We start from the raw sequence: 22104 nt of genomic DNA on the forward strand, positions 1-22104 counted from the left end.
AATGAAAACCTCGGATGAGCAAGGAGCTCGATCTAGCGAGCATACCTAAAAACGGCATGGAGATAGAGGATTATTTCAGAGCCATTTTTGAAAAAAGCGGTAAAAGCCGCTAGAAAGGAGCTTGATGAAAAAGGATTATATCTGCGTATTTGATTGCGAGACGATCCCAGACGTAGCGGCGCTGGTGCGGGTGCTGGATGAGGATGCGATCGCGAGCTGCTTTGAGCCTTTCGATAAAAAAAGCTTCGCAAAGCTTCTTGACGCGCAGCTCTCGCAAAAGATCGGCGGCGAGAAACAAAACGCGTCTTTAAATTTTGCTGTAAATTCGGCGGAGCAGAATTCTAAAATTGAAAATTCCGAGCAAAATTCCGCGCCGCAAAACTTTATGCAGCAAGACGTTACGCTTCAAAGCTTTGCGAGTGAAAATCCTGTTGAAAATCCTGCGCAGGGAAATTTTACGAGCGAAAATTCCATGTCGCAAAATACGGCGCTCAAAAATTCCGCGTCGCTAAATTTAACCTACGATGATACCGCGCCTCAAAGCTCCGCAGCACAGGGCGCCGCGATAGAAAATTCCGCGCTCCTAAGTCCTGTGCCTCAGAATTTCGCAGCGGAAAGCTCTACGTCTCGAAGCTCTGCATCCGAAAGCTCAAAGAGCGAAAATCACGCTTTAAATTCCGCGCAAGATCCCGCGTTAAACGCGCTAAATTTTAAAATTTACGGCGAGCAATTGATCTTTAATGCGGATAAAAGCAAAATTTTAAACCACAAATTGCTCTCGCTTAGGGCGATGGAGATTTTCAAAGAAAAAACCGGCAGCGAATTCCTGCCCGTCTGCTTCCACCGCGTCGTTAGCATTAGCGCCGTGATGGCGGACGGATTCGGCAGATTTTTGCGCGTCTCGACGCTCGATGGCGAGAGCGAGCGCGATAAAATCGCAAAATTCCTAGCCTTTATCGAGGATTTTAATCCGCGGCTAGTGAGCTTCAACGGGCGCGGGTTCGATCTGCCGATGATTATGGCGCGCGCGATGTGCTACGATCTAAGCGCCGCGGCCTATTTTGAGATGAACGATCGCGATAACAACAAGAGCAAATGGGAGAACTACCGCAGCCGCTACGACGGGCGATTTCATCTGGATCTGCTCGATCACATCAGCGATTTTGGCGCCGTGCGCGGGCTCAAGCTCGATCATATCTGCGCTAGCGTGGGCCTTCCTGGCAAATACGACGTGCACGGCGATCAGGTCTTGCAGCTGTATTACGCAGGCGAGCAGGTCAAGATCGACGAGTACTGCAGATCCGACGTGCTCAACACCTACTGGCTGTTTTTGAAATACGAGCTTTTGCGCGGCAAGATCACCAAGGACGACTATTTGAATTATATCGCGGTGATGGGCGAATTTTTGCAAAAAGAGAGCGCGCAAATGAGCTACACGCCCGTTTTTTGCGAATTTATAGAAAAGGAGCTAGCGGCATATGCGAAGTGAAATTTTTAAAATTTTAAAAGGCGCGGTTTTGGGTGCGCTATTTTTGGCCTGCGGCGCGGTCGCGGACGAGGCTAAATTTAAACCGATGTTGCTTAAAGAATATGTCCCGGGCATGAATATCACGGGCTGGGTCGTTAGCGAGAAGCTAGACGGCGTGCGCGCGATCTGGGACGGCAAAAATCTGCGCTCCAGACGCGGTAAGATCATAAACACTCCTGAGGGCTGGAGCGCGGGCTTTCCGCCGTTTTTCGTGGACGGCGAGCTATACACTGCGCGCGGAGAGTTTGAGCAGCTCGTTTCGATCGTCTCTTCTAGCGTGCCCGATGAGCGGTGGAGCAGGGTAAAATTTTACGCGTTTGACCTGCCGAAGGAGCAGAAAAACCTAAGCGCGAAGATGGAAATTTTAAGAAATTTTATCGCTTCAAGCGGCGCGCAAAATTTACTCATCGTGCAGCAGACCCCGGTAAGTACGCACGCCGACGTGCAGGCGTATTTTGATCGCGTCATCGCAGCAGGCGGCGAGGGGGTCGTGCTGCGCGATCCAAACGCGCTTTATGAAAGCGGGCGCAGCGATAAAATTTTAAAATACAAAAAGACGCACGATAGCGATTGCAAGGTCGTAAAAATCAACCCGGGCTACGGCAAAAACGAGGGCAAGATGGGCTCTTTAAGCTGCGTGGATCTACGTAGCGGAGTGAAATTTAAAGTAGGCACGGGCTTTAGCGATGAGATGCGGGCAAATCCGCCTAAGGTGGGCACGATCATCACCTATCAATACCAAAACCTAACCCGCGAGAAAAAGCCGCGCTTCCCCGTATTTTTGCGCGTGCGACTGGCGATTTAATCTAAGGGGCTATAATCGCGTATTTTGATAAATTTAATCCGAAGGAGAAGAGATGAAAATTTTAATCACCGGCGGCGCGGGATACATCGGCAGCCACGTCGCAAAGGCGCTTTTAGAAGCGAACCGCCACGACGTCGTCATACTGGATAATCTTTGCAAGGGCTCGATGCGAGCGATCGAGGCGCTTCGCAAAATAGGCGAGTTTGAGTTCGTGCAGGAAAGCCTAGAAAACACCCCTGCGATCGAGAAGCTTTTTAAGCGCGAAAAATTTGATGCGATCATTCATTTTGCGGCGTTTATCGAGGTTTTTGAAAGCACGCAAAATCCGCTAAAATACTATCTAAACAACACCGCAAACGCGATAAATTTGATCGCGCTTGCGAACAAATACGGCGTGAAAGACTTTATCTTTAGCTCCACGGCAGCGACCTACGGCGAGCCCGACATCCCGCAGGTAAGCGAGGAAACTCCGCAAAATCCGATCAATCCGTACGGTAGAAGCAAGCTGATGGTCGAGTGGGTGTTAAAAGACGCGGCAGCGGCAAATCCGAATTTTAAATATGGAATTTTGCGCTACTTCAACGTTGCGGGTGCGGCTAGCGACGGCACGATCGGGCAAAACTACCCGAACGCGACGCATCTAATTAAGGTTGCAACCCAAACGATCGTCGGCAAGCGCGATAAGATGAGCATTTTCGGCGATGATTACGACACCAAAGACGGCACCTGCATACGCGACTACATCCACGTAGAAGACCTCGCAAGCGCGCATCTGGCAGTACTTGATTATCTGCAAAGCAATGATAGCGCGGTCTTTAACGTAGGATATGGCACGGGCTTTAGCGTAAAAGAGGTCGTTAATGAAGCTAAAAAAGTAAGCGGCGTGGATTTTAAAGTAGAGATCGCTCCGCGCAGAGCGGGCGATCCTGCCTGCCTCATCTCAAACGCGGATAAAATTCGCACCAAAACCTCCTGGCAGCCCGAGCACGAGAGCCTAGATGAGATCATCCTAAGCGCGCTTAATTGGGAAAAGAAGCTCTAGGTTCTAGCGTGAAAGTACGATTTGAAATTTCAAAATTTTACTCTGCCGTGTTTAATAGCGGCGAGCAAAAGGAAGCCTTGTTTGCTTAAAATTCTAAACGCCCCCGAAGCCGCGCAGCGCAAGCTCGGCGTCGTGCTATCGTATGTGAATATCTTTGTTTCTACGATACTTACTTTGGTTTATACGCCGTTTTTTCTGCGGGCGCTGGGGCAGAGCGAGTTTGGGCTATATTCTTTAGCTAGCAGCGTTATCGGCTATTTAGCGATTTTGGATTTAGGCTTTGGCAACGCCGTGACGGTCTATACCGCCAAATACGCTTCAAGTGGCGAAGTGGAGCGCATGCATAAATTGCACGGTACGATCTTTAGCGTGTATTTAGTGATGAGCACGGTGATCGTGCTTGCAGGAGCTGCGCTGCTAGCCAATCTATACGCGATTTTTGGCGCTAAGCTAAGCGCTAGTGAGATGGGCAAAATTCGCATTATGCTAATGCTACTAACTGCAAATTTAGCGATTAGTTTTCCTTTTAGCATCTATTCGTCGATCCTTACGGCGCATGAGAATTTCGTATTTATTAAGCTAGTTGGGATCTTTCGCACGATCGCTCTGCCGCTAGCTGCGGTGCCTGCGCTACTTTTGGGATATAAGGCTATCGCGATCGTAATCATCGCTACGGCGGTAAATTTAATCTGCGTCGCGGCAGATTTCATCTACTGCAAGCGCAAAGTCTCGCCCGTGATAAGCGTGCGAAATTTCGACGCCTCCACGCTTAAGCAAATTTTTGGCTACTCGTTTTTTATATTTTTAGGCATCGTAGTCGATCAAGTAAACTGGAATGTCGATAATTTTATCTTAGGCGCTGTAGCAGGCGCTACAGCGGTCTCCACGTATGCCGTAGCAAGCACGATAAATGCCACTTTTGTCACGCTTTCGCTCACTATTAGCGGCGTGATGCTTCCTAAAATCGCCAAAATGGTCTCTGCAAACTCCACCGATTCCGAGCTTAGCGCGGAATTTATCAAGATAGGCAGGCTGCAATTTTACGTGATATTTTTTATCGCGTCGCTTTTGGTGATTTTTGGGCGGGAGTTTATCGTGCTATGGGCTGGCGCAAATTATGAAATTTCATACGCAATCGCGCTTATTTTGGTGCTTCCAGTAAGCGTGCCGTTGATTCAAAATTTAGGCCTAGCCGTGCTTCAGGCAAAAAACAAAGTCAAATTTCGCTCAATCGCTGCGTTTTGCGTCACGCTCGTAAATATCGCTATTTCTATCCCGCTAGCTAAGGCTTACGGTGGCGTGGGCGCTGCGTGCGGCACAGCTTTTGCTATCACCTTGCTAAATATCTGCGTGATGAATATCTACTATGCTCGTGTAATCGGACTTGACATCGCTAAATTTTGGCGAAATATTGGCGCGATGGTAGTAAAATTCGCTCCCGCAATCGCAGTAAGCCTAGTGATAAATTACGCATTAGGCTTGCATGGAGTGAGCTTTTTGTTAATTTGCGGCGGGCTTTATTCGGCTATGTTTGTGCTAAGCGCGTATTTTTGGGCGATGAACGATTACGAGCGCGCGATTTTTGGCGGCATTGCAGCAAAGATAAGGAGGCGGGCTTGAGCTTCAATGTAATTAGCGAAGTGGTTACGAAAGACCGCTGTATCGGCTGCGGCGTCTGCGCGAGCAGCTGCCCTTTTGGCGTGCTAAAAATGCGGCTTGGAGGCAATGGATTTTACGCGCCCGAGGAGGGTGAAGGGTGCCGCAACAAATGCGATATCTGCCTAAAAGTCTGCCCGTTTTACGAAAAAGACACGATCGAAAACGAGCTGAATTCTAAATCATACGCAGAGCTGGAAGGCTTTAGCCCAGATTTTGGCAGGTTTTTAGCCACTTACAAATTCTACAAAAAAGATGAAGCGCAGCGCCTAAGCAGTGCGAGCGGCGGCGCGGGAGATTATATTTTTCGCGAGCTTTTTGCGCGCGGGCTCATTGATTACGCGATTTGCGTCGTGCCCGCGGACGAAGAGGGTTTTATAGCCCAAAATTCCAAGCGGGATTTTTCCGCCTGCAATAATTTAGCGATGGCGCAGAATTTGCAAAATTCCGTAACCGAAAATTCCGAGCAGAATTCCGCAATTCCAAATTTAATGCAGAATTTGGCGGACGATGATTCTATAAATTTTACGAGTGCGCAAAATTCCTTTTGCGAAAATTTTACGCAGAATTCTATGCAGAATTTTACAAATGAAAATTTCGCACAGAATTCTAAAGCTTCTTGTAAAAATTCCGTATCAACGCAGAATTTTGCTTGCGAGAATTCCAAAAACGCGCGAAATTATGCGGGCGAAAATTCCGTGCCGCTATTTAAATTTAGCGTGATAAAAAATGCCGATGAGCTTACTCGTGCGCGCTCGTCCGCTTACTATCCCCTCACGCTTGAAGCAGTGCTAAAGGAGATGTCGCGCCGTGAGGGTAGATACGCGATTAGCGCGCTGCCGTGTTTTGCCAAGGCCTTAAGGCTTGCTGCGAGTAAAAATCCGCGCCTTAAATCCCGCATAAGCTTTATTATCGGGCTGGTTTGCGGACAGGGCAAGGGTGCTGGTTTTACGCATAAGCTGGCAGATCTTGCGTTTAAAGAGCGTAAGCAGCTCGCGGCGGTTAATTACAGATATAAAATCGCGGGCAAAAGTGCGATGAGCTTTGGCTTTAAATTTCGCGCTGCAGACGGCAGTGAGGCGATAGACGATCGCAGTAGTAGCGCCTTTGCATACTGGAGCTCGCGCGCTTTTACGCCGCTTGCGTGCAACGCCTGCACCGACGTTTTTGCCAAATGCGCCGACGTCGTGCTGATGGATGCGTGGCTGCAAAGCGAAATGAGCGAGTGGTGCGGCACATCGCTCGTAATTACGCGCGCAGCTCAGATCGACGCGCTGTTTTCGCAGCCTACGAAGCAGGCGCGCGAGGCGATTTTTTGCGAGCGGATATCCGCAGCAGAGGTGCAGCGCTCGCAGAAAAGCCAGGTGGAGTGCAAAAACGAAATTTTCTATGGCGCGAAAAACCCACTTAGGCGTTACATCTTGCGCCAGAAGCTTCAGATCCAGCGATATAGCGCTACGCATTTTGATTGTGATGATTTCATCGCTGCTAGGCTTAAAAAAATCGCCGCTGCGAATAAAGTGCTAGCGCTTTTGGCGCTACCAAAGATCGCGGCATATAAAATTTATAGGAAGTTTGCATGAAGATCGGGATTTTTACCCTCCCGCTAGTGAATAATTACGGCGGAATTTTACAAGCTTACGCGCTAAGCCGCGTGCTAGTGGGGCTTGGGCATGAGCCACGTCTCATAAATTTGCGCCTGCAAAGAAGTAAACTATCGATTGCGTATATTAAATTTTTAGTGGCATGCGCACTTAAAAAGGAACTTTGCGGCGCAAAATTTAATCCCTCTTACGAGCGCGATACTAGCGGGTTTGTGGCTGAAAATATCCCTTTAACCGCGCCTGTTTGCATGCCTGCGGATTTAAAGGCGCTGTGCGAGAAAGAACGCTTTGAAGCGGTGATTTTAGGAAGCGATCAGGTTTTTCGTCCTAGCTATTTTGCGGATTTTGCAGATTGCTTTAGCCTTGGATTTTTGCCGCCTAACTGCACGCGGATCGCCTATGCTGCAAGCTTCGGCGGAGATAGGCTCTGTGGGCTTAAAAACCCCGCGGATTTAAAAGCTCATGCTGCAAATTTGGCTAAATTTAAAGCTATTTCGGTGCGCGAGCGTGATGGTATAAAGCTTGCGAGTGAATGCTTTGGCGTAGATGCGCACTGGGTACTGGATCCTACGCTTTTGGCTAACAAAGAGATTTACGATAAATTTTTAAGCCATGCGCCCAAGCACAAGGGCTTTGCCTATATCTTAGATCCATCGCCTCGCTCAGAAGCGGCGATGGAGCTATTAAAGAAGCAAAGCGGACTAGAGATAGATGAGGTGAATGACCGCGGCAACCGCATCGGTATAAAAGCATGGTTAAGCGCTATTGCGGGCGCGGAGTTTGTGCTAACCGACTCATTTCACGGCTGCGTATTTTCCATAATCTTTAATAAGCCGTTTTTTGTGCTCATTAACGCTAGTCGCGGTGCGTCGCGCTTTAGCTCACTTTTGGGCTCGTTCGGGCTTGAAGATAGAGCTTTGCAAGATCCCAAAGACGCGCGGTTGGACGCGACTATCGATTGGGATGGCGTAAATGAGGCGTTGCGCCGTAAAAGAGAGGACTCGATGAAATTTTTAAAAACAAGTTTAGGCTCATAAAATGAAAATAGCTATGGTAATTTCTGCTTTAGGCAAGGGCGGTGCCGAGCGCGTGCTAAGCGTGCTGGCAAATTTTTTCTGCCGTGAGAATGAAGTCTGTGTGATAAAATTTGACGCAGATGAGCCGTTTTACGCGCTAGATCCTAAGATCGAGCTTATTAGCTTGGATTTAGGAGTAGGCGATTTAGGAGTATTTGGCAATATAAAAAAGCGCTACGATAAAATTTTGGCCTTGCATAGGCTGCTAAAAAGTCGTAAATTTGACGTAGTAATCTCGTTTTTAGATAATACCAATGTCCTTACGCTTATCGCAAACCTCGGAGTTGGGCAGAAAATCATCGTCTCCGAACACACCAATCATCGTTTTTTAAAAAGTCCGATCTGGCGAGCTCTCAAGCGGATCTTTTATCCGCAAGCTGCAGGTCTTAGTGTGCTTAGTAAATTTGATCTGGATCATTACACATATGTGCAAAATCGAGTGATTATGCCTAATCCGATGTTTGAGATCAGCCATGCTAAAGATGCTCGCCCGCCTAAAGAAAATATCATCCTAGCAGCCGGCCGGCTCAATGTCTATAAGGGCTTTGATGTCCTTCTTAAGGCGCTTGCGCTTATAGATTTCAATCTTTTAAAAGAGTGGAAGGTGGTGATCGCAGGCGACGGAGAGGAGCGAAAGAGCCTTGAAAGCCTAGCTGCGAAGCTGCGCTTAAATGTGCAGTTCATCGGCTTTGTGCGCGATATCGAGAGCTTATATGAACGCGCTAAAATCGTCGTCGTAACCTCCAAGATGGAGGGCTTTTGCAATATTTTGATGGAGAGTATATTTTTCGGTACCGCCAGAATTTCCACAGATTGCATCGCAGGTCCTAGCGAGCTTATAAGCGACGGCGTAGATGGGTTTTTGTGCCCTGTAGGCGATAGCGCGAGTATCGCTAAAAAGCTTGAAATTCTAATGAGCGACGAGAAGCTGCGCGAGCGACTCGTGCAAAATGCCTCCAAGCGCGAGGAAAGCTTTAAAATTGAAACGATCGGGCGACGCTGGCTGGATTTCATAGCCGCTACGATACACAGGGAGGAATAATGAGCGAAAATCCCCTAATCTCGGTCATCATCCCCGTTTATAATGTCAAAGAATTCCTGCGCGCTTGCATGGAGCGCATCACGGCGCAGACTTATACAAATTTAGAAATTTTGCTCGTAGATGATGGCTCAAATGACGGCAGCGAGGCGATTTGTGACGAATACGCTGCGCGCGATCCCCGTGTGCGAGTGCTGCATAAGCTAAATGGCGGGCAGGCTAGTGCACGAAACGCTGCTTTGGATGTCGCTCGCGGGGAGTTTATCAGTTTCGTAGATAGCGACGATTTGATAAGTCTTGATTTGATTGAGACGCTTTTTCGTCTGACGCAGAAATTTTGCACCAAAATAGCTATGTGCGGCTACGCGGCATTTAGCGACGAGAGCGAAATAAATAATTTCAAGGCGGCTTTAAATTCTAAAGAAAATCAAAATTCTAAAGAGATTAGCGATCCGGGAGGAGCTGCAAATTCGAATGCCAACGCAGGCGAATACAAAATATCGCCGCAAGAGCTTTTTAGACGCAGCTGCACGCAGGATCCGTATTTTAGCACCGCGGTTTGGCGCGCGCTGTTTGCTCGCGAAATTTTCACTGCTTTGCGCTTTCCTACGGGGCAGATCTATGAGGATGTGGCGATATTTTTTGATATTTTTAACGCTTCTATTACGGCGTGCACGGATGAAATTTTATATTTTTACCGCGTAAGGGCGGGCTCGACCGTAAACTCATTTGCGCGCAGGCATCTTGCGGTCATCGCTGCGGTGCGCCACTATACTGAGGCGATCGCTGCGAATTATCCAAGCTTGGCGCGTGAGGCTAATTTCACTCGCTGCGAGTCCGCGCTGAATACGGCGTTTTTAATCATCAAATCGAGCTTTGATCCTGCAAGTTCGGATGGGGATGTGACTTCTCCTTCCGAGGCTAATACGTGCAGCTTGGCAAATGAGGCGGATTTGCATGGCGCTGATAGTTTATCTTGCGCATGCGGTAAAAATTCTGCAGTTAAAAATTCCGCCAAGCAAAATTATATGCGAAATTCCGAGCAGAATTCCGCGTCGCAAAGAAAGACCGCAGATCCCCGCTCGCCTTTAAGCGCTGCAGAAGCTGCGGATCAGATCCGCTCACTGCACGCTTTGGTGCGCGAGCGGCTGGATTTTGGATTTTTCGCAGCGCATGCAAGCCACACGCAGACGCTGATGATGGTCTTATTTTACGCAAATCCCGCGCTTTTGCGGCTATTTTATAAAATTTATCGGAAGCTAAAATGAAAATTTTATTCGTCATCGCGGCTCTTAGAAACGGCGGCGCCGAGCGCGTGTTGCAGGTCTTGGCGAACCATTTTGCGCGCGCAAACGACGTTACGATCGCGATTTTGGAAAACGACGAGGGCAGGTATAAATTTAGCGAAAAGATAAAATTTTTGCATCTGGACGTTTATAAAAACGGCGGCAGGTTCGATAAATACAGAATTTTGCGCGAGTGTTTCAAGCGCGAGCGCCCAAGCGTCATCATCAGCTTTATGGACTGGACGAACGTAGCGTGCGTGATCGCAAATTTCGGACTTAAAATTCCACTCATCGCGACCGAACACAACGCGCACGATTATCTGCCAAGCGGGTTTTTTAGCCGCGTGCGCGATCTGTGCTATAAAAAAGCAGACGCGCTTACGGTGCTTACGCGTTCGGACTTTGAGTACTATTCGCGATTTGTCAAAAACTGCTTCGTCGTGCATAACCCCTTTTTCGGCGAGATTTGCGATACCAATGGCGCTAAGCGAAATGTGATCTTAAGCGTCGGCAGGCTCGAGCCCGTCAAGGGGTATGAAATTTACTTTGATGCGCTAAGCAGGATCGATAAAAGTCTGCTTGAGAAGTGGGAAATTTTAATCGCGGGCGACGGCTCGCTGCGCGAAAGCTTGCGCGAGCTAGCGGCGCGGCTTGGACTTGAAGTGCGATTTTTAGGGCATAAGCAGGACGTGAGCGAACTGTATAAAGAAGCCAAAATTTTTGTGCTTAGTTCGCTTAATGAAGGGCTTTCGAACGTGCTGATCGAGTCTGCATTTTACGGCTGCGCACGGCTTAGCAGCGATACAGCGGGCGCAAAAGAGCTCATAAAGGACGGCTTTAGCGGCATTTTGTTTAAACGCGGCGATGCGAATGAACTTGCGAGCAAGCTTGAAAATTTAATGCGAGATGAGGCGCTGCGAGACGCTCTCGTGCAAAATGTAAATGAAAATTTAGACGAGTTTTCGCAAGAGCGCATCGTTGAGCTCTGGCAAGGTTTGATTGACCAGTTTGCGCGCAAATAACAGCCGCTTATTGATGCCCTAGCGGTGCGCGGAGATAAATTTAAACTTCGGTGTGCTAAGATAGCGTTTTGCGCCCGAGCAAAACGGCGCGTTTAAATTTACAAAGCGCATTGCGCGATGAAATTTAGCCGCTTGGGGCAGCGCAAAACGCGCTAAATTTAAACGGCGCGGCGTATGCTCGCATAAAAAGCGGAAGTAAAGTTTAAATTTATGGCGCGGCAGCGATATTTAAAAGGTAAAGAGATGAAGAGATTAAGCGTTTTTATATATTCGATGGGCGGCGGCGGTGCCGAGCGCGTCGTAAGCAACCTCCTAGGCGAGCTTACAGCACGCTACGAGGTGCATCTGGTGCTGATGAACGAGAGGATTTTTTATGAAATTCCAAGCGGTGTGCAGATCCATTTCATCGAAAAATCAGCCCCTTTTGAAAACGGGCTGCTGAAGCTTGCAAAGCTGCCGTTTTTGGCGCTGCGCTACAAAAAGCTATGCGAGAGGCTGGGTATCGATATCCACTTCGTTTGGATGAATCGCCCTTGTTACGTGGCGGCGCTGGCACGAGTTTACGGATTGGGCGGAGCGATGATTTTTAACGAATGCTCGACGCCGTCGGTGCTGTATAAAGATGCGAGCTTCAAATCCAAAATTTCAAAGCTTCTGCTTCGCAAGCTCTATCCGAAGGCCGATTTTATCTTTCCAAACTCGCTCGGCAATCTGCGCGATCTGGCGGATAATTTCGGGATTGACGAGCGCAAGATGAGCGTGCTGTATAACGCGATCGATCTAGATGAGATCGGCCGTAAAGCGAGCGAGCCTATCGCGCAGGAGCGGTCCTTTTTCCTAAGCGTCGGCAGGCTCGATGCGGGTAAAAACCACGCGCTTTTGATCCGCGCGTATGCAAATTTAAAAAATAACGGCAAAGACCTGCTGATCTTGGGCGACGGCGTGCTGCGAGCCGAGCTTGAGGCTCTGATAGAGGAGCTCGGCTTAATCGGTCGCGTGAAGCTGTTGGGCTTTGACGCAAACCCGTATAAATATATGGCTAGATGCTATGCGTTCGTCTTCGTAAGCCTTTTTGAGGGGTTTTCAAACGCGCTTATCGAGGCTCTTGCGTGCGGCAAGCTCGTGATTTCAAGCGATCATCAAAGCGGCGCGCGCGAGCTTATGGGGCAAAGCGAATGGGGCGTGCTGGTGGGCGTGAACGATCTAGAAAGCACCCAAGCGGCGATGCAAAAAGCGCTGGATGATGAAAATTATGTAAAATTTTATGAGAAAAAGGCTAAAATTAGAGCCTTGTTTTTCGATAAAAAATGGATAGCAAGCGAGCTAATCGCAAAAATAGAACAAATCGACGAAGGAAAATAGGCGTGGGTGAAGAAAAAAAGGCTTTTAGCGTCAGAGAGATCGACGAAGGATCGGACGATCAAAAAGGCGCGCAATCAATGGGTGCCGACAAAGCTGCCTTAAGCGAAAATTTCGCTAGTGAGGGAAATTTTGACGCAGAGTATTCCGCAAGCGGCGGAGAGAATTTTAGCGGCGAAAATGCCGAGCTTAAGGGTAGCGAGGATGCCGCGCCTCAGAGCGATAAAAATTCCGCGCTTGATGCAAAAAATTCTGCGAGCAAAAATTCCGCGCACGCCGGCGTTAAAAATTTAAGCGACGATCAAGCGCGCGCTGTTTCTGCAAAAATGCGAGCACAAAAAAAATCCAAAAAGACTAAAAAATCAAGCGGACGAAATTCTACCTCGGTAAATTCTGAAAATTCCGCAGGCGCAAATTCTACAAACTCAAATTTGAAAGGTACTGCGAATTCCACGAGCAAAAATTCTACAAATAAAAATTCCGCTGGCGTTGCGAACTCTACAAATAAAAATTCCGCAAAAGCCGCTAATTTGGCTAAATTTAAAAATGTGAATTCCGCAAGTGCTTTAAATTCTACAAACGGCATAAATTCTGATAATTCTAAAAGCTTTACAGCAGAAAATTCCCAAAATTCTAAAAATCAGGCAGCTGGCGCGCTTCCTGCCAGGCGTAGAATTTTTGGCTTCATAAAAAATTATGAGTTTTCAAAGCATATTTTGCTGATGATTGTGTTTGCATTTGCCTTTAGCGTGGCGTTTCGTATGTGGTGGGTGTATTGGGCGAGCGGATTTCCGAACTACTTTTTTTGGGACGGCGAGCTGATGATAAACACCAACGACGGCTACGCCTTTGCAGAGGGCGCGCGCGACCGTCTTGCGGGCTTTCATCAGCCCAACGATCTTAGTTATTTTAGCGCGCCGCTTTCGATCGTGACGGCGTTTTTGGCTGAAATTTTGCCCTTTAAAATTGAGACGATATTCGTTTATCTGCCGGCTTTGTTTAGCTCGCTCATCGTAGTGCCGATCTTGCTGATCTCAAGCGAGTTTCGCTGCATGCGCGCGGGCTTCATCGGCGCGCTTGTCGCGAGCGTGGCGAATAGCTACTACAACCGCACTATGGCGGGGTATTACGACACCGATATGCTAAATATCGTGCTTGCGATGTGTATTTTGTGGGCGCTCATCCGCATTTGTACGCGCGGTTCGCGTAGCACGCTGTTTTGGCTGGGCGCGTTTGTGATATTTTATATGTGGTGGTATCCGTCCAGCTTTTCGCTAAATTCCATGATGCTCGCCGTATTTTTTGCTTATACGCTGATTTTTAAGCGAAAAAGTGCGGTAAATTACGAAGCGATGATTATCATTTTGATCGCTTTGTGCTCCACGCCTTTGGTGGCAAAAATTTTAATCTCGCTTACGCTATTTTGGCTCTTTGCGTTTAGAGGAAAGCTATTAAATTTTAAAATTTTAGCGATTATCGGCGCGCTTGCCGTAGTCTTTTTCGTTGCAAACGGAGGTCTTAGCCCGATAATCTTTCAGGCGAAATTTTATATCTTCCGCTCCTTTGCGGACAATGCCGATACGGCATTTCATTTTTTCAACGTCAATCAAACGATCCAAGAATCGGGCATCGTGCCGGCTAAAGTATTTATGGAGCGCATCAGCTCGCACGTTGCGGTTTTCGTGATCGCGGCAATCGGATATTTGGTGCTTTGCTTTAGGCATAAGGAATTTTTGCTCTCGATCCCGCTTTTGCTTTTGGGCTTTGCGGCGAACAAAGCAGGCCTTAGATTTACGATCTATGCCGTGGGTGTGATGGGACTGAGCTTCGGATATATTTTGTATTTTTGCGTAAAGCGCTTGGATCTGCCAAAGATCGCGGGGCGCGCGATACTGCTAATTTTAACGGCGCTTGCGATCTATCCCGCGTGGCAGCACATCGTCTCGTACAAGGTCGATACGGTCTTTTATCAAAGCGAGGTGCGGGTGCTAGATGAGCTCAAAGATAAGGCACAGCGCGAGGATTACGCGCTTTCGTGGTGGGACTACGGTTACGGCATACGCTATTACAGCGATGTAAAGACCCTCATCGACGGCGGCAAACATCTCGGCAACGATAATTTCCCCGTTAGCTTCGCACTTTTTAGAGATCAGATGAGCTCCGCAAATATGGCGCGCCTAGATGTCGAATACACCGAGCGCGGATATAGTGAAAAAATTCCAAACAAGCTAAAGCAAATTTTAAAAGACTACAACGCGACCGATGTAAATGATTTTATCTTAAGCTTGGGACTGGCCGATTTTAAGCCGCCAAAGCCTACGCGCGACATCTACTACATCCTGCCCGATCGCATGATGAATATCTTCCCCGTCGTCACGCAGTTTTCAAACATCGACATCACCGACGGCAAGCAGCTAAGTGAGCTGTTTTTTATAACGAGCGATAGGTTCGTTCAGGATCAAAGCGGCGTGCATATGGACAACGGCTTTTCGATCTCGCCGAGCCTTTTAAATTTAGAGTATAGCGGCAGAAAATTCGCGATCAATACCTTTTACGAAACGAGCTACGACGCGAACGGCAAGCTTTCGGTCAAGGAGTTTAATATGGACAGCAGCGCGCAATTTTACGTAGTTTTCATGCGCGATTACGGGCGGTTTTTGCTGATGGATAGAGCGATGCTAAACTCGAGCTACATTCAGCTTTTTGTATTTGAAAGATATAGACCCGAGCTATTCGAGCCTGTGATCTTAAGCCCTGCTGTGAAAGTTTATAAATTAAAGCGCTAGATAAAATTTTGCCGCAAGCTAAGGAGAAATTTATGAAATTTAATCTCGCAACGCCAAGCAAGGAATGCAGCATATGGCTCGCATAGGGTTTTTAAGCCATGCCGATATGAGCTTACATTTCTTTCGTCGCCCGATAATGCAGGCTTTAAAAGAGCGCGGGCACGAGGTTTTTGCAATCGCTCCTCGCGGCGCTTATACGCAGGATTTAGCGCGTGATTTTAATGCCGTAACTTACGATCTTGATCGAGCGAGCCTGAATCCGCTTACCGTATTTAGCAACACCAAAGCCCTTGCGCGCGAGCTAAAGAGGTTAAATTTGGACCTGCTGCAAACAGCTGCGCACAAATCAAACGTGTTCGGTACACTGGCGGCTCGCGAGGCGGGTATAAAATATGTAATAAACTTAGTCGAGGGGCTGGGCAGCTTTTATATCGACGATGATATTAAAACAAGGCTCGTGCGAGCAGTTTTGGAGAAGCTTTATAAATTTTCATTTTCGCAGGCGGATGCTTGCGTATTTGTAAACGATGCCGATCCCGATTATATGCTATCTCGCGGGCTTATTGCGAAGCAAAAGGTCATAAGGATTAAAAGTGTAGGCGTAGATGCTGAAAGATTCAATCCCAAAATCGTTAGTGCGGCGGATCTGGGCGAGGATTTGCACGGCAAAAAGATCGTGCTGATGATAGCTCGCGCGATGTGGCATAAGGGCGTGAGAGAATTCTACGAAGCAGCAGAAATTTTAAAAGATCGATCGGATGCAAAATTTGTCTTTGTGGGCGAGGGCTTTGCGGGCAATAAAAGCACCGCTGATCCTACGTTTTTGCGAAGTGGTGCGGTGCATTATCTGGGTGCCAGAAATGATGTGCCAGAGCTTTTGAAGGCTAGTTACCTGCTAGCACTTCCTAGCTACAAGGAGGGCTTTCCGCGCACGGTTTTAGAGGCGATGAGCATGGCGCGAGCCTGCGTGGTAAGCGATTGCAGCGGTTGTGTCGAGGCGGTACAAGATGGCGTCAACGGTCTAATCTGCCGCACTCGCGACGCGAATGATCTTGCGCGAAAGATCGAAATTTTATTGGACGATGCTGCGCTTTGCGAAAGGCTTGGACGAAACGGGCGCGAGCTGGTGCTTGCAAATTACGACGAAAAGATCGTCACGGAAAAATATTTAGAGGTTTATAGGAAATTTATCGATGTATAGGGGCTTTTTAAAACGCGCGCTCGATTTTACGGCGGCTTTGATTTTGATTATTTTGGTTTCGCCCGTGATGGCGCTTACGTGGTTTTTGATCCGCAAGCACATTAGCAAAAGCACGATTTTTACGCAATCTCGCCCGGGGTTTGATGAGCAAATTTTTAAAATTTACAAATTTAAAACGATGAGCGACGAGCGCGGTGCTGACGGCGAGCTTCTGCCCGACGAAGAGCGGCTCAATGATTACGGCAAAAAGATCCGCGCGCTAAGTCTGGATGAGCTGCCGCAGCTTTTCAACGTGCTAAAGGGCGATATGAGCTTCATCGGGCCGCGCCCGCTGCTGATCGAGTACCTGCCGCTTTATTCGCCGCAGCAGCGCCTTAGGCACAGCGTGCGCCCGGGCATCACGGGGCTTGCGCAGGTAAACGGTCGCAACGCGATCAGCTGGGAGAAAAAATTTGAGTTCGACACGTATTACGCGCAGAATTTAAGCTTCGCGCTCGATCTTAAGATCGCGCTTTTAACGATAAAAAAGGTGCTTGCAAAAGAGGGCGTGAATAAAGAGGGCATGGCGACGACGGAGAAATTTAATGGGCACAACTAAAATTTACGTTTACGGCGCGAGCGGACACGGGCTGGTGGTTGCGGACGTCGCGCTAGCCGCGCGCGGGGCTAAATTTAGCGAGGTCGTTTTTTTAGACGACGCGGCAGGGCTGAAATTTAGCGAGGATCTGCCGAAATATCCCGTAATAATCGCAATCGGAGATAACAAAACTCGCGCAAAGATCCAAGAAAAGGTATCGCGCGCCGGTTTTGAGATAGCAACGCTGATTCATCAAAGCGCCATCGTTAGCCCAAGCGCCGTCATCGGCGAGGGCGCGGTCGTAATGCCCGGCGTCGTGATAAACGCGCGAGCCAAAATCGGTCGCGGCGCGATAATCAATTCAGGCGTCGTAATCGAGCATGAGTGCGAGATCGGCGAGTTCGCGCACATTAGCCCAAACGCGGCGCTTGCGGGCGGCGTGAAAGTGGGGGCGTTTTCGCACGTGGGCATCGGCGCTAGCGTCATTCAGAGGCTAAAGATCGGGCAGCGCTGCATCATCGGCGCGGGCGCCGCGGTCGTGCGCGACATACCTAGCGCTTGCACGGCGGTAGGCGTGCCTGCTCGCGTGATTAAAAAAAATGGTTAAATTTAAAATTTATAGCATTAAAAGTGATAAAATCCGAGCATTTAAATTTAATGCCGAAAGCTAAATTTAGCCTTGCGTCAGGCGAGGTTAAATTTAAAGATCAAGGAAGGATAGAGATGGCAAGAGTATTTTTAAGCCCGCCAAATATGGGCGGCAATGAGCTTGAGTATATAAAAAAGGTATTTGAAAGCAACTATATCGCGCCTTTGGGCGAATATGTCAATCGCTTTGAAGACGCAGTAAAGTCCTATACTGGCACGCGCGCTGCGCTGGCACTAAACGCAGGCACGGCGGCGCTTCATCTAGCGCTTCGCTGCAGCGGCGTAAAGGACGGCGACGTGGTGTTAGGATCCACGTTTACCTTCATGGCGTCGCTAAATCCGATATTTTACGAGCGCTGCGTGCCGGTGCTGATAGACAGCGACGAGAGTTGGAATTTAAGCCCGAAGCTGCTTAAAGAAGCGATCAAAAAATCGCCGAAAAAACCAAAAGTGCTCGTCGTCACGCATCTTTACGGACAGGCTGCGAAGATGGATGAGATATGCGAAATTTGCGCGAACGAAGGCATTGATGTTATCGAGGATGCCGCAGAGGCGCTGGGTGGATTTTATAAGGGTAAAGCACTTGGCGGTATCGGAAAATGCGGCGCGCTAAGCTTCAATGGCAATAAAATCATCACCACTTCTGGCGGCGGAATGCTGATCTCAAACGATGAGGAGCTAGTGGCTAAGGCTAGATTTTTAAGCACCCAGGCGCGCGAGCCGCTGCTTCACTATGAGCACAAGGACTACGGCTACAACTACCGCTTAAGCAACGTCTTAGGCGCTATTGGCGTAGGCCAGATGGAGGTCTTGCCGCAGCGCGTAAAGAGAAAGCGCGAAATTTTTAAAATTTACGAGGATCTGTTTAGAGGCACCGACGTGGAGTTTATGCCCGAAGTCGAAGGCGGTAAGGGTAACAGATGGCTTACGACGCTTCTATTTAAGAAAAAGGATGCCCATCTAAAGGTTATCGACGCTCTAAATAAAGCCGACATCGAATCTCGTCCGCTTTGGAAGCCGATGCATCTGCAAAGCATCTTTGCAGGCGCGCTCAGCGTCACGGACGGCACGAGCGAGGATATGTTTGAGCGCGGCATCTGCCTGCCTAGCGGCACCGATATGAGCAACGAGACGATTGAGCGCGTCGTAAAAATCGTAAAAGAAAACATCTGATGCTGTTAAAACCCACTAAATTTAGCCGCTTCGCGTTTTTTTTGCTGGGAGATATTTTTATCTCGATCCTCTCCGTTTATATCGCGTTTTTGCTGCGATTTAGCGGAGACATACCGAACGAATTCTATAAAGGCGCCCTGCTTAGCGCCTCGAGTCTTACGGCGATTAAAATTTTCTACTTTTGGTTTTTGCGGATATATTTAGTTCCGTGGAGATTTTTCGGGCTATACGAAGCAAGAAAGCTCTTTTATGCACACGTGATGGCAGCGCTTACCTTTTTAATCCTGTTTTTTTTAGCGAGTAAGGTTTTTAACCCCTTCCCGCGCTCGGTCATCATCATCGACGCGGCGATCTCGTTTATTTTGATCAGCGGGGTTAGAATTTCAAAGCGGATGTTTCTAAGCGAGAAGAAAAACATCACGAATAACGAGCCCTGCATCGTCGTGGGCGCTACGAGCAAGACCTTTCACGTCCTAAAAGGTATGCGGCAAAAATATATCAACTACTATCCGGTGGGCGTCGTGGATGGGCGGCCCGAGCTTGTGGGAACGTATTGCGAAAACTATGTCGTCAGGGCTAAGAGCGAAATTCCGCAGATGATCAAAGATAGCGGCGCTAAAACCGCAATCATCGCGCTGGCGCTGTATCCGGACGAGCTAAAGGAGCTCTACGACGAGCTTTTTGCGTACGGGCTAAAGGATATCAAGCTCTTTTCGCTTTTGGAGGATGAGAGCAAAAAGATCCGCGACGTATCGATCGAGGATCTGCTCGCGCGCAAGCCCAAAGACCTCGACACCAAAGCGATTGAAAATTTTATCAAAGACAAGATCGTGCTGGTAACGGGCGCAGGCGGCACGATAGGAAGCGAAATTTGCAAGCAATGCTTGAAATTCGGAGCAAAGCGTCTTATCATGGTCGAACACAGCGAGTTTAACCTATACTCGATTAACGAAGCCACTGGCGCGGATGCGCGCAACGAGTTAAAGATGATAAACGTCGTTTATCGCCATGAGCTGGAGGAGGTTTTTGCAGAATTTCATCCCGAAGTAGTCGTGCACGCAGCGGCGTATAAGCACGTGCCGCTATGCGAGTTTAACCCGCATCTAGCGGTCAAAAATAATGTCATCGGCACAAAAAATGTAATTGATCTGTCTAAAAAATACGGCGCGAAAAAGGTCGTTTTGATCTCGACCGATAAGGCGGTTCGACCGACGAACATTATGGGCACGACGAAGCGTATCTGCGAGCTTTACGCGCTAAATTCCAACGACGCGGCAAGCGAAACGCAGATCGTCGCGGTGCGCTTCGGAAACGTGCTCGGCTCAAGCGGTAGTGTCATTCCTAAATTTAAACGCCAGATCGAAGCGAACGAGCCGCTTACCGTTACGCACCCTGAGATTACGAGATATTTTATGCTCGTTAGCGAGGCGTGCCAGCTGGTGCTTCAAGCGGCCTCCATCGCGCGAGGCGGCGAGCTTTTCGTGCTGGATATGGGCGAGCCCGTAAAGATCGCCGATCTTGCCAAGCGAATGCTGCAGCTTGCCGGCAAGGAGGAGCTTGGCATTAAATTTGTAGGTCTGCGTCCAGGCGAGAAGCTTTACGAGGAGCTTTTGATCGACGAAAACGACAAGAGCACGAAGTATCAATCCATCTTCGTAACCCACTCCGCAAAATACGACCTGCAAGAGTTAAACTTGCAGATCGAGGAGCTTTCGGAGTGCGAGGACGCGCAGGTCGCGGATAAGCTAAAGCGTATCGTGCCCGAGTTTTCGCACCGATTAAACGATATGAAGGGCACGGCTTGATCGGCATCGTGGATTACGGCGCGGGCAATATCCAAAGCGTGATGAACGCGCTTAGCTTCTGCGGCGCTAAATTTTGCCTCGCGCGCAGCCCCGAGGAGCTTTTGAGCTGCGATAAAGCCCTGCTTCCGGGCGTGGGCGCATTCGGCGAGGCGATGGAGAGGCTTCGCGCAAACGGCATGGACGCCGCGATTAAAGAATTTGTCGCGAGCGGCAGATATTTTTTAGGCATCTGCCTTGGGATGCAGCTTCTGTTCGAGCAAAGCGAGGAATTCGGCGCGCGCAGCGGGCTTGGAATTTTGCCCGGTCGCGTCGTGAAATTTGACAAAACGAAATTTAATATTCGGGGGGCGGAATCCAGGTCCGAAAATATGAAATTTAGAGAAAATACAAAATTTATATCGGGCGAGACGGAATTTAATCTAGACGGGGCAGAGTCTGGCGAGCGTTGCGGACAAAATTTTGCCTGCGCCGAAAGCCTAAAGATCCCGCACGTCGGCTGGAACAGCGCGCATTTTATCAAGCGCTCGCCGATAAACGCGGGCCTGGGAGAGTTCGAGTATCTGTATTTCGTGCACTCCTACCACGTCCTTTGCGCGCGCGAGATCACGCTTGCGACCACGTTTTACGGCTATGAGTTTGCAAGCGCGATCTGGCGCGAAAACGTATTTGCCTTTCAGCCGCATCCCGAAAAAAGTCACGATGCGGGCATAAAAATCATTAAAAATTTTACGGAGCTGTGATGGAGATTTTCCCTGCGATCGATCTGAAACAAGGATGCGCCGTGCGCCTTAGCAAGGGCGATATGCAAAGCGCAAAAATTTATTCCAAAGACCCCTGCGAGCTAGCCAAAAAATTTGAAGATCTCGGCGCTAAGTGGCTGCATTTGGTCGATCTCGACGGCGCGTTTGCGGGCGAGGCGGTAAATTTCAAAGCGATCGAGCGGATCGTAAAAAGCACTCGCCTGCGCGTCGAAGTGGGCGGCGGCATCCGTGATGAAGCGCGCATAAAGCAGTATTTGAACTTAGGCGTCGATAGATTTATCCTAGGTTCGTCGGCGCTTAAAAATAGAGATTTCGTAATGAGGATGGCGAAGCTTTACCGCATCGTCGTGGGCATAGACGCAAAAGAGGGGCTCGTAGCGACCGAGGGCTGGGCGGAGCTAAGCCGCGTAAAAGCGACCGATCTGGCGCGAGACTACGCGGACGCGGGTGTTTGCGCAATCATCTGCACCGATATATCGCGCGACGGGATGCTAAGCGGCGTAAACATAGAATTTAGCCGCTCTATCGCGAAAGCTAGCGGCATCGACACTATCGCAAGCGGCGGCGTAAAGGATATGAGCGACATAATCGCGCTTAAAAACGCAGAGCTCATAGCAGGCGTTATCGTCGGCAAGGCGTATTACGAGGGCACGCTCGATCTTAAAAAGGCATTTGAAGCTCTATAAAAACGCCCGAGCGTAAGCAAAGTTTGAACTAAATTTTAGTAATATGCAAA

The 22104-nt window shown here is 48.8% G+C and carries 18 protein-coding genes; all 18 read left to right on the plus strand.

All coding sequences use genetic code 11. The annotated features are described in order from the left end of the window. The first annotated feature begins 124 nt into the window (after positions 1-124). The 18 genes from Q0620_RS07475 to hisA all read left to right on the plus strand — a co-directional run bounded on the left by Q0620_RS07475 (position 125) and on the right by hisA (position 22054). On the plus strand, positions 125-1489 hold the full coding sequence (locus Q0620_RS07475; protein ID WP_298784176.1) for a 3'-5' exonuclease: 1365 nt from the start codon (positions 125-127) through the stop codon (positions 1487-1489). After that, entirely contained in the window at positions 1479-2333 is an 855-nt protein-coding gene (locus tag Q0620_RS07480) for a DNA ligase (RefSeq protein WP_298784177.1), read from the plus strand. The genes Q0620_RS07475 and Q0620_RS07480 overlap by 11 nt, the downstream gene beginning before the upstream one ends. Before the next feature lie 52 nt (positions 2334-2385). Next, positions 2386-3375, plus strand: a complete 990-nt coding sequence (gene galE, locus Q0620_RS07485) for a UDP-glucose 4-epimerase GalE (protein WP_298784178.1) — start codon at positions 2386-2388, stop codon at positions 3373-3375. Between the two features lie 81 nt (positions 3376-3456). After that, the gene (locus Q0620_RS07490; protein WP_298784179.1) at positions 3457-4995 is read left to right on the plus strand and encodes an oligosaccharide flippase family protein; all 1539 of its coding nucleotides are present in this window, start codon (positions 3457-3459) and stop codon (positions 4993-4995) included. Continuing rightward, entirely contained in the window at positions 4992-6614 is a 1623-nt protein-coding gene (locus tag Q0620_RS07495; protein ID WP_298784180.1) for a Coenzyme F420 hydrogenase/dehydrogenase, beta subunit C-terminal domain, read from the plus strand. The genes Q0620_RS07490 and Q0620_RS07495 overlap by 4 nt, the downstream gene beginning before the upstream one ends. Next, positions 6611-7672 (plus strand): polysaccharide pyruvyl transferase family protein, encoded by a 1062-nt coding sequence (locus Q0620_RS07500; protein WP_298784181.1) that lies wholly within the window; start codon positions 6611-6613, stop codon positions 7670-7672. Before Q0620_RS07495 ends, Q0620_RS07500 begins: the two co-directional genes overlap by 4 nt. Before the next feature lies 1 nt (position 7673). Further along, positions 7674-8753 carry a glycosyltransferase family 4 protein gene (locus tag Q0620_RS07505; RefSeq protein ID WP_298784183.1) on the plus strand — a complete coding sequence of 360 codons (1080 nt, stop codon included), beginning with the start codon at positions 7674-7676 and terminating at the stop codon, positions 8751-8753. Then, positions 8753-10018 carry a glycosyltransferase gene (locus Q0620_RS07510; protein ID WP_298784187.1) on the plus strand — a complete coding sequence of 422 codons (1266 nt, stop codon included), beginning with the start codon at positions 8753-8755 and terminating at the stop codon, positions 10016-10018. The genes Q0620_RS07505 and Q0620_RS07510 overlap by 1 nt, the downstream gene beginning before the upstream one ends. Then, complete coding sequence (locus Q0620_RS07515; protein WP_298784189.1) at positions 10015-11058, plus strand: glycosyltransferase; 1044 nt, start codon at positions 10015-10017, stop codon at positions 11056-11058. Before Q0620_RS07510 ends, Q0620_RS07515 begins: the two co-directional genes overlap by 4 nt. A 243-nt stretch (positions 11059-11301) precedes the next feature. Further along, the gene (locus Q0620_RS07520; protein ID WP_298784191.1) at positions 11302-12420 is read left to right on the plus strand and encodes a glycosyltransferase; all 1119 of its coding nucleotides are present in this window, start codon (positions 11302-11304) and stop codon (positions 12418-12420) included. Positions 12421-12422: 2 nt separating this feature from the next. Then, positions 12423-15203: an STT3 domain-containing protein gene (locus Q0620_RS07525; protein WP_298784193.1), complete on the plus strand. Its 2781-nt coding sequence runs from the start codon at positions 12423-12425 to the stop codon at positions 15201-15203. Between the two features lie 73 nt (positions 15204-15276). Further along, the gene (locus Q0620_RS07530; RefSeq protein ID WP_298784213.1) at positions 15277-16404 is read left to right on the plus strand and encodes a glycosyltransferase family 4 protein; all 1128 of its coding nucleotides are present in this window, start codon (positions 15277-15279) and stop codon (positions 16402-16404) included. After that, positions 16397-17002 carry an undecaprenyl phosphate N,N'-diacetylbacillosamine 1-phosphate transferase gene (gene pglC / locus Q0620_RS07535; RefSeq protein ID WP_005873289.1) on the plus strand — a complete coding sequence of 202 codons (606 nt, stop codon included), beginning with the start codon at positions 16397-16399 and terminating at the stop codon, positions 17000-17002. Before Q0620_RS07530 ends, pglC begins: the two co-directional genes overlap by 8 nt. Next, positions 16989-17588, plus strand: coding sequence for a UDP-N-acetylbacillosamine N-acetyltransferase (gene pglD, locus Q0620_RS07540; protein ID WP_298784196.1), 600 nt, complete (start codon positions 16989-16991; stop codon positions 17586-17588). Before pglC ends, pglD begins: the two co-directional genes overlap by 14 nt. Positions 17589-17704: 116 nt before the next feature. Beyond that, the gene (gene pglE, locus Q0620_RS07545; protein WP_298784216.1) at positions 17705-18802 is read left to right on the plus strand and encodes a UDP-N-acetylbacillosamine transaminase; all 1098 of its coding nucleotides are present in this window, start codon (positions 17705-17707) and stop codon (positions 18800-18802) included. Next, on the plus strand, positions 18802-20607 hold the full coding sequence (locus Q0620_RS07550; protein WP_298784198.1) for a nucleoside-diphosphate sugar epimerase/dehydratase: 1806 nt from the start codon (positions 18802-18804) through the stop codon (positions 20605-20607). The genes pglE and Q0620_RS07550 overlap by 1 nt, the downstream gene beginning before the upstream one ends. After that, positions 20604-21347 carry an imidazole glycerol phosphate synthase subunit HisH gene (gene hisH, locus Q0620_RS07555; RefSeq protein WP_298784201.1) on the plus strand — a complete coding sequence of 248 codons (744 nt, stop codon included), beginning with the start codon at positions 20604-20606 and terminating at the stop codon, positions 21345-21347. The genes Q0620_RS07550 and hisH overlap by 4 nt, the downstream gene beginning before the upstream one ends. Further along, positions 21347-22054 (plus strand): 1-(5-phosphoribosyl)-5-[(5-phosphoribosylamino)methylideneamino]imidazole-4-carboxamide isomerase, encoded by a 708-nt coding sequence (hisA, locus tag Q0620_RS07560; RefSeq protein WP_298784203.1) that lies wholly within the window; start codon positions 21347-21349, stop codon positions 22052-22054. Before hisH ends, hisA begins: the two co-directional genes overlap by 1 nt. Positions 22055-22104 lie beyond the last annotated feature (50 nt).

The sequence above is a fragment of the uncultured Campylobacter sp. genome, from assembly GCF_938017615.1.
GTDB lineage: Bacteria > Campylobacterota > Campylobacteria > Campylobacterales > Campylobacteraceae > Campylobacter_B.